This window comes from Paenibacillus sp. ClWae2A, from assembly GCF_032452295.1.
Lineage (GTDB): Bacteria > Bacillota > Bacilli > Paenibacillales > Paenibacillaceae > Paenibacillus.
Window position 1 is genome coordinate 369082 of the sequence record NZ_JAULSQ010000001.1, and the last position, 15012, is coordinate 384093.

The window sequence follows — 15012 nt, forward strand, 5'->3', positions numbered from 1 at the left end:
GTTATAACTAGGCAGCATAACGATCGATCCTGTTATGCTGCCTTATATTTCACTCTTTAGAAACCTTCTACACCTTTATCCTGCATCAGCTGACTGAACTTCTCATCCCAGGATTTCAGTACTTCTTCCGGTGACAATCCACCTGCAAATTGATCCTGTAACAACCGATACAGTTCGCTGCGGTCGACCAGCATGTATGCATCCGTTGTCAGCACGGTTTTCTTCGGCGTAATATAGTTGTCTACAATATCCTGTTTGTAGGCTGGCAGTTCCGGTGTAGTAACGTCACTGAAATTGGATACGTATCCTTTGGAATCGACGATCTGTTGTGCGACATCCTTGGAAGCGATATAGTCCAGGAACTGTTTGGCTTCATCCAAATGTTTGGATTTCTTCGGAATGAACAGTTGTCCGCCCAGTGGACTTGCACCCAGACTGGCATGATCCGACGATGGAATCGGGAATACCCCCAGTTCCATATTTGGATCTTGCTCGGCCACGCCTTCGATTAACCAATCGCCCATAAACATCATGGCTACTTCCTTGTTCAGGAATTTACCTACTGCCATGTCATAGCTGTCGCTGAGTACATCCGTGTTGGTGTACCCTTTGGTGTAAATCTCATATTGTTGTTCCAGGAATGTTTTGAATTCCGGGATATCAGACCATTTTTTCTTGTTGCTGTTCAACTCATCAAAAAAAGTCGGTTCATTTTTGGCTATAAATTCGGCAAAAGCTGCAGCAGGCCAGATGTTGGCAGCCCAGGCATCTTTGTAAGGCATGAATACAGGCGTAATGCCACTTGCTTTGATTTTTTCACAGATTGCCAGGAATTCTTCGTAGTTGGTTGGAATCGACAACCCGAGTTCTTCAAAGATTTGTTTGTTATAAACGACCCCTTGCATCCCGGTATCTTGGCTGACATGGAAGCTGTAGAGATGGCCACCAGAAGAGAGGACGTCTTTGTTCACAATTCTGCTCGCCCAAGGCTCGTTATCCAGAATCTCGAAGTTACGTTCAAGGTTCAGGTCCGTGACTGCACTCGCCAGATTGTACTGAATAATGTCAGGCGTTTCATCTACAGCCAGTTTGGTTTGCAATACGGTCGTTGTTTGTTCCGCTGGAATCAGCTGTAAATTGACGCGAATGTTCGTTTGTTTTTCGAATGCATCGAGAATGTCCTGCTGGATGAAGGCAGAGTCCTGAGAACTTTTGGAGATTGCCAGCTCCAATGTGACTTTGCCACTCTTGCTGTCCCCGCCAGCAGCTGTGCCGGAATCCGTACCTCCTGATCCACATGCGGTTAACGAGACCGATAATAAACTGGCCAGAATAATGGAAATCGCCTTTTTTCTTTTTATTGTTTTCAATGCAAATCCCCCTCTAAAACGTGTAGTGAATCCGTTTACAAGTCCGATTATAGATTCTTTTCTCTCCCCGGTACATGTCTGTGCTTGAACGTTGATGTGTAAAATTCTGAACTTGAAATCGCTATCATTTCATAAAATACCGTGATAGAGTAGACATGGATAAGGGATTTCACATCATGTCAGAACAGGAGGGCATCTCTGAGAATGGCAAAGCTCATACATAAAGCAACTCAATTCAGTTTGCAGACAAAGGTGTTTTTGACGTTTCTGGTTCTGCTTTTGTTTGTGCTGGGCTGTTTTATCGTGTATGTAAATGTAATCGTTGTCCGCCCGCTCAAACTGAAAACGGAGCAGGATACGCTCGTGACCGCTACGAAAGTAAGAGAGCAAGTTGATCTCTACGTCGAACAACAGAACCAGATGTCGCAGCGAATATTATCGAGCAAAAATATTTTTGCAGCCATGGACAAGAGCTCCTCTGCGCATAGTAATTATGAAAGGCTGAAGCAGATACGGATCATCAAAGACATTATGTTTCAGGCCATCGGGCCAAGTATGAATATCAAGGACATGTCCATCTACGACAATCACGGTGTTCTCCTGACGTCATATCTGGGTTCGGGCAATCCGCCCGCAATCCTGAACACCATGATGGAGAGTAGTCAGATCGGACGAGATTGGACAGAAAGTGGTTTTGTTCTGCTTCGTCAAGACGATACGATCTCCTTTGTGCGCACGATTAATGATCAGAACGGCAAGGTGTACGGTTATCTTAGCATCCAGATGGAACAGGCCTATATACAGAACCTAACGGAGGGCATTACCGCTGGCGATGTCTATATTCTGAATGAAGAAGGGGAGCAGATGACGGGTTCGGAAGCGGGTGTGACATTTGCCAATTGGACAAAGCCTTCAACAGATGAGGGACTGGATGTGGACAAAGACGACAATTATATCACGCATTCTACTTCACCCAGTACAGGTTGGATCACGTATATCATAACGCCCAAAAAATCTGTTCTGGGTTCGATCCATTCGGTTCAGACGATGTCCATTCTGCTGATTACAGCACTGATGCTGGTTTCGTTTGTGTATATCTTCCTGTCGACACGTAACCTACTGTTACCCATCCGCAAGCTCCGCGGTCAGATCTGGCGCATGAACTACAGCAATATGAATCTGAAAGTGGATGAAACGCCGAAGAATAACGATCTCTTATTGCTGAATGAAGCCTTTCAGGATCTGATGGAGCGACTACAACAATCCATTGACAGGGAAAAATCGGCGCTTCATGAAGAAGTAAAGGCGCGTAATTCGGCGCTGCAAGCGCAGATTGCACCTCATTTTATTCATAATGTTCTATACCTGATCAGTATTGCCGCCCAAGAGGGGAAGACCAAAGTTGTATCGGATATGTGCAAGCATCTCTCGGACAGTCTGCGTTATATTGTCTCTTCACCATACGCGCATGTGACTTTGGCTGAGGAGCTTCAACATACGAGACATTATTTGTCCCTTGTACAACAAAAGTACGAGGAGGATCTGGAGTGGGACATCCGTGCAGACGAGCTGGCGAACGAAATCCGGTTGCCACGGTTGGTCATTCAGCCGTTTGTGGAAAACTGCATTGAACATGCCTTTGCCAACACCGCGCCGCCTTGGCGTATCCAGATTACCGTTAAGCAATATAACGGATTATGGGCTTTGGAGATCAAAGATAACGGAGAGGGTTTTCCAACGGATAAGATCCAGGAGATTTTAGCCAATATTCAGGCCTCGGGTTCCGGAATGAACCAGACTGCCGATCGTGGAACAGCCCTTGGTAACATGGGGATTATCAATAGTGTCAATCGACTCAAACTAATGTATAACAACCGGCTCTTTATTAATATATTTAACAATCATGCGGAGGAGCAACATGGAGCAACGATTCAAATCATCGGTTCACTGACGAAGGATTTTTACTAGGGCGTGTCTGAAAACTCCGAAGGACGCAGATTTTGCCGAATTTTTCATTCCAAACAAGGAAGTTTTCCGCAGGCGTGCCGGGGCACGTCAAGGGAAAGTGACGCAGGAGGGGGCGAAAAGGCGGTAAAAGATGCACTTCAGCGAGTTTTGAGACACGACCTAACAAGGAGGCATAGATGATGTATAACGTTATGATCGTTGAGGATAGCAAACCGATATTACGTAATATTAAAATGCTCTTGGAGACGCTGAGCTTCCCGATTCGTGTAGCGGCTACGGCAACAAATGGAGAGGAAGCTTTGGCAGCGATAAAGCAGTCACCGATTGATCTGCTGTTGACAGATATTCGAATGCCTAAAATGGATGGACTGTCCCTGATTGAGCAAGCCAAGCTTGCCAACCCGGATTTGAAGGTCATTCTAATTAGCGGTTACAGCGATTTTGAATACACAAGAAAAGCATTGAACCTGCAAGTGTTTGATTATTTGTTAAAACCTGTCGAGCGAGAGGCGCTTGAAGAAGTCATGGGTCGGGTAATTGACCAACTTGATCAACAGATGTCCAAGGAACTGCTGGATTTGCAGGAAATCATTCATCCCCAATGTGAGACTACGCCGAAACAAGGGGATGAGTTTCCGCCTTTATTCAGCCAGATGATGATCGTTATGAGCAAACAACCCTTCACCACAGGGCATGAACGATGGGGGCAGGTGGAGCTTGAGGCTATAGTGAAGGATTTTTTTACATTCCATGCTTGTCGTGTGTACACCAGTCAAACTCCATATCAATTTATTGCTTTTGTCAACAAGAGTGCACTTGGGGTGTACTCTTCCGTACATGAATGCCTTGAATCGTTGCGACGTCATTTGGTTGCGAATGACATCGATGCGATCATTGGGGGACAACTTCTATTCGCTGAGTCTGGTAATCTGCCAGAGCTCTACCACCGCATGTCGTCCATTGTGTCTGAGCAGCAACGGTTGAAACAAGGAATAGCGCTGGATACCGGGAATCCGGTGTCGATGGCCAGATCCGAGACAGGCTGTCTGGATTCGGTGCAGGAATCTGTTTTTGTACAGATGATACAGGCTCGTCAGAAAGAGCGGTTTGCTCTTAAGTTATCTGAATTGCTGAATCGATGGGCAGAGGAAAATGTACATATGACCGAGGTGGAGCGGTTTATTGGAGTGATTGTAGACACGTTTGCTCATCTGTACGAGGAACAGGGGTCGGGCATGAGATTGGGGCTGGAGCTTAGGGCAAAACAATTCGCCCAGGCACAGTCCTATGCCGATTTTTGCCGGGAACTGACGGAATGGACGGGACAGTGCTTCGATATGCTGCAATCCCACGTTCGAAAAAGCAAGGCGATCCTGTTCGAACAGATTGACGATTACGTAAAACTGAATAAATATTCTCAATTGTCTATCAACGACATTGCCATGAAGTTTCACGTTAGCCCATCGTACGTCAGCAGAGTGATCAAAAATGCAACACAAATTACGTTTGTTCAGTATTACACCCGGCTTCGCATTCAGGAGGCCTGTAGACTGATGGAAAGTCAACCGGACATGAAGTTTAAGGAAGTATCCGATTTGCTGTCGTTTAGCGATCAGCACTATTTCTCGAAGGTGTTCAAAGAGTATACGGGGCTAAGTCCTACGGACTATAAACAACAGATGTCTGGTATAAAGACCCAATCATAGTTAACAAACCCTTTTTATTTATGTTATAATACTAAACAAATACGGCTTGTTACTGAATTCATTCAGGCAATACCTATGTATATACACGCTCAACGTTTCTTTGGGTGTGCATATATATGGGTTTTTTTGCGTTTACTTGCCGATTGATTCTATCAAAAATGAATAAAGAGAGGAAGAATGAACTTGAAAAAGGAAAAGAAAAAAAGGTCATTTTATAAGAAAGGAGGAGCCGGTTTACGATTAATGAGTACCAGACTCATTGCAGCTTTCCTTGCGGTACTTATTATCCCCACTGCACTTATCGGTTATTTCTCATATGATAGTGCCAAAGATCAGGTACAACAAAAAATGACAGATCCCCTCAATACAATATTAACGATGACAGGACAGCATATTAACAATCTGATAGGGGAAAAAGCAGCATTATTGAGTTACATAGACAGTATGTATGGCACCACCCCCAGTCAGGCGAACAACGAAACAGTACAAGTAGGAATCGACCAATTAGCTGATACATATCCTGATCTTCTTGCCATCACTGTGGGCAGCGACCAAGGTGGTGTTATATCATCTCCAGCAATAGAAGATGTAACATATGATCCACGCAGCACAACATGGTACACCAATGGTATGAGTAACAATGGAGCACTCTTTTTTTCGAGTATTATGACAGATCCGGTATCCGGGAAGATTTATGTAGAAATTTCAAAGGCTCTTTCAAATCAACAAGGTGTAGCAAGTATTAAACTTGATCTTGAGCGATTAGCTAATGAAATATCTTATGTGGATGTCGGAGGTAATGGGAGCCTGATTGTGGTTGACTCCAATCGAACCATTGCAGCTTGGTCTGGTGCCATTGTAAAAGGTGGGGGAGGAGAGCTCGGCGGAGCCCTCATCGAGGGAATTCCAGTTCATCCGAATACGGCTTCAAGTTCCGATGAGCCGATGGCATTTTCTCAATTTGTTAGAACGGATCTGGCGTATGATCTAGAGGTTTATAACGGTGTTAATGCTTTGACGGGTTGGAATGTCATTGCTTTGATGGGCCATGAAGACTTTATCGCCGCTGCGAAGCCTATTATGGTATCGAGTCTAACCGTCATTGCTATATCTGTATTGATTGCCGGTGTAATTATTTTCTTCATTCTGAGATCTTTTATTGTACCTATGCAAAAACTGCGAAAGGCCACCCGCAGTGTAAGCGAAGGAAATCTGTCCGAACGGGTTAATCTGAAAACCGAAAACGAATTTGGTATGTTGGCAAATGATTTTGACCAAATGACCATCTCCCTTCAATCGGTGGTTGCTGAACTTCATCAGACATCATCGTTGTTAAGCCACTCTTCCCAAATGATTCAGGAAAGTACAGAACAAACCACCCAATCGGTTCAACATGTGGCGGAAACCATGCACCAGACTGCTGAATCAGCTATTGTTGGGGCGGAGAATTCGGAACAAACCGCGAATGCTGTGGAAGAGATGGCGAGAGGCATCAGTACAATTGCAGAATCTGCGAGTGCGATTGTGGATTCGGCTGAAGAGACGGAGCGAGCTGTTGCTAATGGCGGGAAAACCATAAACCAGGTCGGAGAACAAATGGAACATATTCTCGGAGCTGTTGAAGAAACCTCTGCATTGATTAATGAGCTGTCCAGTCTATCCGCTGAAGCCAATCGAATGAATGAAGCCATTGCGGATATCTCTCGGCAAACCAATCTTCTATCACTGAATGCTTCTATTGAAGCATCAAGAGCAGGAGAACACGGAAAAGGTTTTGCTGTCGTTGCTGGTGAGGTGCGCACGTTATCCATGCAATCGAAACAAAGTGCGGACGACATTGGCGCTACCATTGGCAAAATGCTTGATCTGATTGCCAAATCCACATCTCTTATGAATGATAAAGTTCGTAATCAAGTTGGTGAGGGGATGCGGATCAGCCAAGAAGCTTCAGCAACCATATCGAACATCGAACAATATACAACGCATATCGTGGATCAAATTCAGGATATTTCCGCTGTCTCAGAACAGTTGTCAGCCAGTACGGAAGAAGTCTCGGCTACCGTTGCCGCGATGAGTCATATCTCTAAAGTATCGGCAGATAGCGCTCAGACAACTTCAGCAGCAGCCCAAGAGCAAATGGCGGCAATGGAGGAGATATCTGCATCATCTGCACAGCTCTCCAAAACAGCTGAGAATATGCAAGAGTTGGTTCGCCGGTTTAAGCTCTAGTCCAATTAAAGAAATTAAAGCACAAAAACAAGTCGCTATATTAGCGGCTTGTTTGTATTTTAGTTTTCCTGTATTCCGAACGAAACGGGTTCGCAGATCAGATTATAAAGGTAGGAAAATGCAATAATTCAGTGGATTTGTATATGAAGAGATCTGATAAAATGAATAAAAAGATAGGAGGGGACCCATGAAAAAGCCCATGATCGGTGTTCTGCCTTTGTACGATACAGACAAAAAAAGTTACTGGATGCTTCCAGACTATATGAACGCCATAGAGGGAGCAGGTGGGATTCCAATTATGCTGCCTTTGACAACGGATATCGAGATCATTGGAACGTTGGCTAATGAGTTCGATGGGTTCCTGTTCACCGGGGGACATGATCTCAATCCTGAGCTGTATCATGAGCGTGCAGAGGTTACCTGTGGAGAGTTATGTATTGAACGCGATATGATGGAGTCGATATTATTACAAAAGGTAATTGAGCTTGATAAGCCTGCGTTTGGCATATGCCGTGGACTGCAGCTATTTAACGTTATGTTGGGTGGAACGTTATATCAAGACATTCCGACCAGCCTTCAACTTCATGGGAACAAGATCGTTAATCATAAGCAAAGTCCGCCGTATACGAATCTTGTACATGATGTACATATTGAGGAAAATAATTTGCTTCGTGATATCTTGCAAACCGATACGATAAAAGTGAACAGCTACCACCATCAGGGGATCAAGATGTTATAGGATAAGTTAACTGCCGTGGCAGTCGCTGAAGATGGACTTGTCGAATCCGTGGTCATGCCGAACCGTTCATTTGTTTTGGCTGTGCAGTGGCATCCAGAGTACAGTTATAAAGTAGATGACTATAGTCAAACGTTATTTGCAGCGTTTGTTAATGCTTCTAAATCCCTGCGCTAGAGTACCCCTATTGAAGACATCACCGCATAAAATGTGAAAAAGAAAAAAGACCTCTTATTTATAAAAATAGAGGAGGTCTTTGTATTGGTGAATCTAGTCATGATAGTAATCATGCTATTACCATTCTATTTGGCAGGATTATTTTGATCCAGACTTCGTGTTGGCGTGTTCTTCAGCATTCAGGGAAGCAATCAGCTTCTCGCCTTCAACATCCAGGTTTGGCAGAATGCGATCCAGCCATTTTGGAAGTGCCCATGCTTTGTCTCCGAAAATAGCCATGATGGCAGGGACCAAGCCCATACGGATGATGAAAGCATCAATCAGAATGCCTACGGCCAAAGTGAAACCAATCTGCTTGATCATGACATCATCGGTGAAGATAAAACCTGCAAATACAGAAACCATAATCACTGCTGCGGCAACAACCACGCGACTTACCTGATTGTACCCATGAACAACGGATTCGGTCCCGCGATGACCATGAACATAGGATTCCCGCATGGAGCTCACAAGGAAGACTTGATAGTCCATCGCGAGGCCGTACAGGATACCTGTCACGATGATTGGCATAAAGCTCAGCAGCGGACCGCCTGTATCGAAACCAAAGAGCGAATGCAGCCAGCCCCATTGGAATACAGCAGTGGTGATCCCGAATGTAGCCAGGATACTAAGCAGGAAGCCAATTGTTGCTTTGATGGGAACGATGATCGAACGGAATACAAGTAACAGGATGATCAGCGAGAGCAGGATTATGATGCCTACATAAATAGGGAACACCTGCGCCAGTTTGGCTGACATATCGATGTTAACAGCTGTGAGTCCAGTAACTCCGAGTTTCACATCATAGGTCTGTGCGATGCTGGAATCAGCCGCGCGTAGATCAGTGACCAGTGTTTTAGTGAGATTATCGTTAGGACCCGTTTTTGGAATGAGACTGAAAATAGCCAAATCTTCTGTCATCCCAAGGGGTGTGACTTGTGCAACGTTATTCTGACCTTGAAGTTCCATCATCAGACCGCCCAAGAGCTCAGGTGTAACTTTTGTGGAAGACTGATTAGGCTCTGCGACCAGAATAAGGGGTCCGTTGAATCCTTCTCCGAAGCCTTCGGAGATGGCATCATAGCTTTGTCTTGCAGTTGTATCCAGATTCGCTGAGGAAGCGCCAGGGATACCCATTTCCATTTTGGTGATAGGTGTCGCGGCAAAAACGAGAATGACGATGATGGTGATAATAGTAGCCCAACGATTTTTGATAACGAATTTCACCCATCTATCCGCTACTCCGTGGCTAGTGGCTTTAGGATGCTTCGCGCTTTTCTCACGAGACTTGGCGGAACAGATGCGTTCTCCTACCAATCCCAGTAAAGCTGGCAACAGGGTTAAAGCAACGAATACGTTGATGAGCACGGTGGCAGCTGCGACCAAAGCCATCGTAGACAAGAATGTGAGACCAATGACGAGCATACCGCACAGTGCAATAATGACCGTTAATCCGGCAAAAAATACTGCGCTGCCCGATGTACCAATGGCTCTGGCCGTTGCTTCTTTTGCGCTCAAGCCTTGATCAATAATCATTCGACGCTGGCGATTAACAATGAAGAGTGCATAATCGATTCCAACAGCCAATCCAACCATGAGAGCCAGAACGGATGTGACACTAGGCATTTCGATGAATTTGGAGATGGAGAATGCACCACCAACTCCAATGGCAACTCCGAGGAGTGCAGTGATCAGAGGCAGACCTGCTGCAACGACGGAGCCAAGGGTGATCAGCAATACAATGACAGCAATGACCAATCCGACAATCTCTGCCGAGCCGACTCCAATCGATACCGTTTTGAGCGTTTCGCCTGGCAAGACCGTAATGTTGGTTCCTTGCTCTACCGTCATAACAGATTGAATAACGGAATCAAATACATCCTGTGTTATGGCAGACTGTTCAATTGTAAATTGGAACTGGAACAGTGCAATGCTCCCGTCCGAAGAGATCAGCATTCCAGGTACAGGAACACCATCCACCATCAAAGGTCCATAGGGAGGAGGCGTGGTTGTTGCGGATTGCGCCATATCAGTAGCCTGAGCATTCTGAGCCATTTCCGCCTGAGCACCCGAATTACCCGCTTCAGCTGCATAGTCCGCAGGGTTAATGACTTTGTCTAGTCCGTAAACTTCATTAACACCTTTCATCATGGCAGCCAAACGTTCAGGCGTATCCAAACGCTCGTTGTCTGGTGCTTTGAAGACAACACTTCCTTGACCGCCGGAGGCGGCTGGCAGTTCTTTTGCCAATTGATCCAGAACCTTCTGTGACTCTGTGCCTTCAATCTTCATTTCGGAACTGATGTGAATACCATTGATGCTGATCATGGAGATGACAATTCCCAGAATTAAAACCCAGCCAATGATGAAGGTTGCAGGTTTGCTAAAAGCGGTTTTCCCCACTCTGTATAATAATGTAGACATTTCTCTATTTTACACTCCTCTATGATGAATGTGGATGGTTGGCATGTTCAAATCCTGCCCGCAAATGATTAAACGTGGTTTCCAAAAATTGATCGAATGTTAAAGCACCGGGCTTGGTATCTTCAGTAATGACTTGTCCCGGCAGTAACACATTGAGTCTTCCATCAATTAATGGCAGTATTGTTCCATATAGTGCGTTGATCAAAAGATAAGTATAGATCTCGTCATATTTCCCGTTGGATAAGTCTAATAAGGTATCTTGTGCCTGCGTCTGCATCCGGTGCATGGCTCCAAGGTAATGTGGTTCAAGCACGGGATAGGTCTGGGATAGCGAGAGTAGCTGATGAAGCCTTCCAATTAGTTCTGTTGTAAGTTGCATCTTGATCAGGTTATACAGTACGTCAAGCAAGGAGACGTTATCGGGCATTTCGGTAAGTAACTCTTCGAGTTCCGTTGTATTCTGAACGGATATTGCGCCTCTTGCTACGGCTTCTTCTTTACATGTGAAGTAGTTTGCAAATGTTCTACGTGAGCAACCCACCTGTTGCACGATATCTTCGACCGTAAAGCCATCAAGCCCATGTTCAAGGGTAAGTTCAAATGCAGCACCAGCAAGTGCTTTTTCAGTCGCTTCTTTTTTCAAATGTCGCAAGTTTCGTTTGATCATTATTCTCCGCTTATGCGTTCACCTCCAACACCAATGACTATGGTTTAATACTTTTTAAGAAGAGCACACTTACTGAATATGCACTTTGTGAGGATTATCATAACAACAAGTTGCTCATTGTGCAAATTTACTCATTGTGCAATTATTTTATGTGACGGCTATACTGCGAATCAATGCTTCAACTCCTGAGGAATGAATGTTAAAATCAATAGAAAAACTTGGGGCGATAACGAGATATGAGTAGTCGTAAACAAAGTTTATTGGAGACAGCACTTGCACTATTTTTAGAGCATAGCTATGCAAATACAACAATCCAGATGATCCTGGATCAATCAGGTGTATCCAAAGGCACATTCTACAAATTCTTCAGTTCAAAAGAAGACTGTTTATATTCGATTATTGATCAGCGCATGCAAGAGGATGTTTTCATTCGCAAAGAACTTGAACAAAATCACTATACATCGGATTATGACCTGCTCGTAGATCAGATCGCGATTCCTATGTCCGTACCTAATAAAGAGCGAGTATGGGAATTATATTGGACAGGATTTTATTCCGGTGAGATTAACTCAGCCAAACTGGCTACAGTTCACCTAAAATGGCTGTCTACACGTTTGATTCAGGTGTATGGGAACGACATTAGCTTATATGCCAACGAAGGGGCAATATTGTGCTACGGCATATTACATCAGATTGCCAACACATCAAGAAGTCTAAACACACCAAAACCGGTATGGAGCGAAGTGGTTCCAAAAGTACTGACGTACATTGAAGTGATCCTAAGAACAATGCACCAGAGAAATGAACATATTTTCGACTTTCAGTCTCTCTATTTCCTGAATGCCGATGAGCGTAACCATGATATGGGTCTGGACATTGAAAATCTATTGATTGAATTTGACGAGTTTAATAACCGTGTCCAAAAATCCAAGGAATCGGCATCATTGAAGCAACTTTCGAAGGGGCTTTTGGCGCTATTACAAGATAAAGAGGATATAAATATTACTGTAATCGAAGTGGTGCTTCAAGCGTTTCACAAGGAGTACAAGTCCAGTGCGTTTCAATCTGAAGCCAATAGAATGACCGAAGCCTGTTGGTGGTACTTGGAACTGGTGAAGCAACGTAATTAATATGGGGGTTGGCTCAAAGCCAACCTCTTTTTTTATGCTTTTTTATGATGGTAGTTATTATAAATATACTATTAGTATATTTATTTATTGTTGTTAAAACAGTTGTTTTGTGCTGGTTAGACTATGTAGTTTGAAATTAAATATACGAGTAGTATATAATCGGAATGAACATATATTTCCATAGATTTGAATAACTTCACTTCGAAAGGAAGATTTATATGAATAACTCGAATAACCAGACATCAGAAAAAGTAGAGTTTAGTTTATTTAGCGAAGAAAATAGTAAAAATTCATTTGCGATGTTTGCACAGATGCGTGCCAAAGGCTCCGTTGTCCCTATTCCTAATCCGATGGGTGGAGCAGGGCGAACCTGGATTGTAACTCGGATGGACGTTGCCATGGAAGTGTTGAAAGACCACTCTCGATTTACCGTAGATATGAACTCTATTGAAAGTGGCAATGATATTCGAAAGAATCTCTCAGGCGAGCTTGGGTCATCTGAACCCCAGACCTTTTTTACCGGAAAGTCGATGCTCTTTGTTGATGAACCGGATCATCGAAGACTGAGAAGCTTAGTGTCCAAAGCATTCACTCCAAGATATATGGAAAGCCTGCGTCCGCGTGTCCAGGAAATTGCCGATGAATTAATTGATCAATTTGAAGGGAAAGGAGAGATGGATCTTGTAAAAGACTATGCCTATCCATTTCCAATCAACGTTATTTCCGAGATGCTGGGTATACCACAGGAAGATCGACCTCAGATCCATGTATGGTCTGAAGCCATTGCAAAAGGTCTTGGTTTTGGTAAACAGGACCCTGCCGTAGCGCAACATTTGCGATCATTCGCAGAGTACACCGCTCAGCTTGTGGCGAACAAACGAGTAGAACCTTCAGATGACCTCATCAGTCAATTAATTGCGATTGAGGAGGAGGGTGATCGATTGAATGAAGATGAATTAATATCCATGATCACCTTATTAATATTTGCTGGACATGAGACAACTTCCAATCTGATTGCAACCGGCTCTTATCTTCTTCTGACACATCCCGAACAACTGGAACAACTGAAACAAGATCTAAATCTGGTTCCTTCTGCGGTGGAGGAGCTGCTACGATATAACGGACCCGCCACTTCTTCAGGTCCTCGTTATGCAACGCAGGACACGGAACTGGATGGACAATTGATTCAAAAAGGAGATGTTGTGATTCCTCTTTTGAAATCAGCGAATCGGGACGAACAGCAATTCAGTGATCCGGAAGAATTGGATATTGAACGCAAAATAAAACGGCATTTGGCCTTTGGACACGGCATCCATATGTGTCTCGGTGCTCCACTTGCTCGTGTGGAAGGGGACGTGGCGTTTACTACGTTATTACGTCGGCTACCTAATCTTCAACTCAGCGTTCCTCAGGAAGAGATTCATTGGCACTCCGCTTTGTCATCACAGGGCTTGGCAGCATTGCCAGTGAAATTTTAACAGATATATTTAGTATGACTCACTGGAGTATGACGAATTTTCGTCATACTCTTTATTTGTAATGATGATAGAATGGTAGGAATAAGAAGCATTTCAATGGAGTGAACATGCTTAATGCAAAAGATAAAGTTGAGTACATAATTTTTGTTGTGGAGGTAAACCTTATGAATAAAGATGAATTTTTTATGCATAAAGCCATTGAGATTGCTCTGCAAGCTCGCAAAGAAGGAAACGAACCATTCGGAGCCATTCTGGTGAAAAATGGAGAAGTGGTCATGATTGGGGAAAATAAAATCAACACTTTTTGTGACCCTACGCATCATGCAGAAATTGGGCTAATCCGAAAATATTGTTCTGAATATCATGTATTTGACCTAAGCGAATACACCCTGTATACAAGTTGTGAACCGTGTGTGATGTGTTCCGGTGCTATGGTTTGGTCGAATCTGGGGAGGCTGGTATACAGTGTACCCCATGATCAATTAGCTGAAATTGCTGGTGGCAACATCATGATCGCGTGTGATGAAGTATTCGAAAAAAGTCCTCAAAAGCCTGAAGTAACAGGGAGATTACTTAACACAGAAGGCTTAAAAGTCTTCGAAGGATATCAATTTCATTCCAAGTCGTAATCAGGTCAGAAAATTAATTTTTAATTATTGCTTGATTTTTTTTTCAACGTCTGATAGTGTAAGACCTGTGATTTTGGGAAGTTGATTTATCAATATGAATTAGAGCTTTCCAGCAGATAATTTTGACCACTTCACCAGGAAGTTAAGGCCATACGGACAGCCGGGTCAAACGCCGATTGGCAACTTACGTTGCTTTATTGATTGAGTTCAAAGCTCAAATTTTATAAGTTGGTTACTTTACAACCAGTGCAATTGCACATCAACTTGTGAAACGGTCAATAAGAGTGGTAAAGGCGAATTATTTGCTATATAGACTCTGATCCAATATTGATATACATGAAGGAGCTTTCCGCCAAAGGAGTTCTTGTGAACTTTTTTGGTAATGGAGACTTCACGTCTTTTTTATGATGTATATCGATAAGCAAGTGTGATGATGCGCGATTGCGAGCATTTTTCACC

General features: G+C 43.8%; 9 protein-coding genes and 1 pseudogene. 7 read left to right on the forward strand and 3 right to left on the reverse strand.

All coding sequences use genetic code 11. The annotated features are described in order from the left end of the window. Positions 1–56: 56 nt before the first annotated feature. Positions 57–1370 (reverse strand): ABC transporter substrate-binding protein, encoded by a 1314-nt coding sequence (locus tag QVE09_RS01505; RefSeq protein WP_315935351.1) that lies wholly within the window; start codon positions 1368–1370, stop codon positions 57–59. Positions 1371–1574: 204 nt separating this feature from the next. Between QVE09_RS01505 and QVE09_RS01510 the strand changes: the two genes are divergently transcribed. From QVE09_RS01510 to QVE09_RS01525, 4 genes and pseudogenes are all read left to right on the forward strand, one after another. Further along, positions 1575–3338, forward strand: coding sequence for a sensor histidine kinase (locus QVE09_RS01510; RefSeq protein WP_315935352.1), 1764 nt, complete (start codon positions 1575–1577; stop codon positions 3336–3338). A 176-nt stretch (positions 3339–3514) separates the two neighbouring features. After that, positions 3515–5044: a response regulator gene (locus QVE09_RS01515; RefSeq protein ID WP_315935353.1), complete on the forward strand. Its 1530-nt coding sequence runs from the start codon at positions 3515–3517 to the stop codon at positions 5042–5044. A 243-nt stretch (positions 5045–5287) separates the two neighbouring features. Next, positions 5288–7273 carry a methyl-accepting chemotaxis protein gene (locus QVE09_RS01520; RefSeq protein WP_315935354.1) on the forward strand — a complete coding sequence of 662 codons (1986 nt, stop codon included), beginning with the start codon at positions 5288–5290 and terminating at the stop codon, positions 7271–7273. Between the two features lie 199 nt (positions 7274–7472). Then, positions 7473–8186 (forward strand): annotated as a pseudogene (locus tag QVE09_RS01525) (gamma-glutamyl-gamma-aminobutyrate hydrolase family protein). A gap of 138 nt (positions 8187–8324) precedes the next feature. Here QVE09_RS01525 and QVE09_RS01530 read toward each other — a convergent pair. Beyond that, a complete protein-coding gene (locus tag QVE09_RS01530; RefSeq protein WP_315935355.1) occupies positions 8325–10649 on the reverse strand; it encodes an MMPL family transporter in 2325 nt (774 codons plus the stop codon). A 19-nt stretch (positions 10650–10668) separates the two neighbouring features. After that, positions 10669–11316 carry a TetR/AcrR family transcriptional regulator gene (locus tag QVE09_RS01535; protein ID WP_315935356.1) on the reverse strand — a complete coding sequence of 216 codons (648 nt, stop codon included), beginning with the start codon at positions 11314–11316 and terminating at the stop codon, positions 10669–10671. Between the two features lie 236 nt (positions 11317–11552). Here QVE09_RS01535 and QVE09_RS01540 point away from each other — a divergent pair, with 236 nt between their 5' ends. The 3 genes from QVE09_RS01540 to QVE09_RS01550 all read left to right on the forward strand — a co-directional run bounded on the left by QVE09_RS01540 (position 11553) and on the right by QVE09_RS01550 (position 14553). Next, positions 11553–12446 (forward strand): TetR/AcrR family transcriptional regulator, encoded by an 894-nt coding sequence (locus tag QVE09_RS01540; protein ID WP_315935357.1) that lies wholly within the window; start codon positions 11553–11555, stop codon positions 12444–12446. 218 nt (positions 12447–12664) lie between these two features. Beyond that, complete coding sequence (locus tag QVE09_RS01545; RefSeq protein WP_315935358.1) at positions 12665–13924, forward strand: cytochrome P450 family protein; 1260 nt, start codon at positions 12665–12667, stop codon at positions 13922–13924. A 164-nt stretch (positions 13925–14088) separates the two neighbouring features. Beyond that, entirely contained in the window at positions 14089–14553 is a 465-nt protein-coding gene (locus QVE09_RS01550) for a nucleoside deaminase (RefSeq protein ID WP_315935359.1), read from the forward strand. The last annotated feature ends 459 nt before the right edge of the window (positions 14554–15012 follow it).

Bases quoted from the DNA above. Each gene is read 5' to 3' on its own strand.
- QVE09_RS01550 (WP_315935359.1), top strand. From the start codon at position 14,089: ATGAATAAAGATGAATTTTTTATGCATAAAGCCATTGAGATTGCTCTG.
- QVE09_RS01545 (WP_315935358.1), top strand. From the start codon at position 12,665: ATGAATAACTCGAATAACCAGACATCAGAAAAAGTAGAGTTTAGTTTA.
- QVE09_RS01540 (WP_315935357.1), top strand. From the start codon at position 11,553: ATGAGTAGTCGTAAACAAAGTTTATTGGAGACAGCACTTGCACTATTT.
- QVE09_RS01515 (WP_315935353.1), top strand. From the start codon at position 3,515: ATGATGTATAACGTTATGATCGTTGAGGATAGCAAACCGATATTACGT.
- QVE09_RS01520 (WP_315935354.1), top strand. From the start codon at position 5,288: ATGAGTACCAGACTCATTGCAGCTTTCCTTGCGGTACTTATTATCCCC.
- QVE09_RS01510 (WP_315935352.1), top strand. From the start codon at position 1,575: ATGGCAAAGCTCATACATAAAGCAACTCAATTCAGTTTGCAGACAAAG.
- QVE09_RS01530 (WP_315935355.1), bottom strand. From the start codon at position 10,649: ATGTCTACATTATTATACAGAGTGGGGAAAACCGCTTTTAGCAAACCT.
- QVE09_RS01535 (WP_315935356.1), bottom strand. From the start codon at position 11,316: ATGATCAAACGAAACTTGCGACATTTGAAAAAAGAAGCGACTGAAAAA.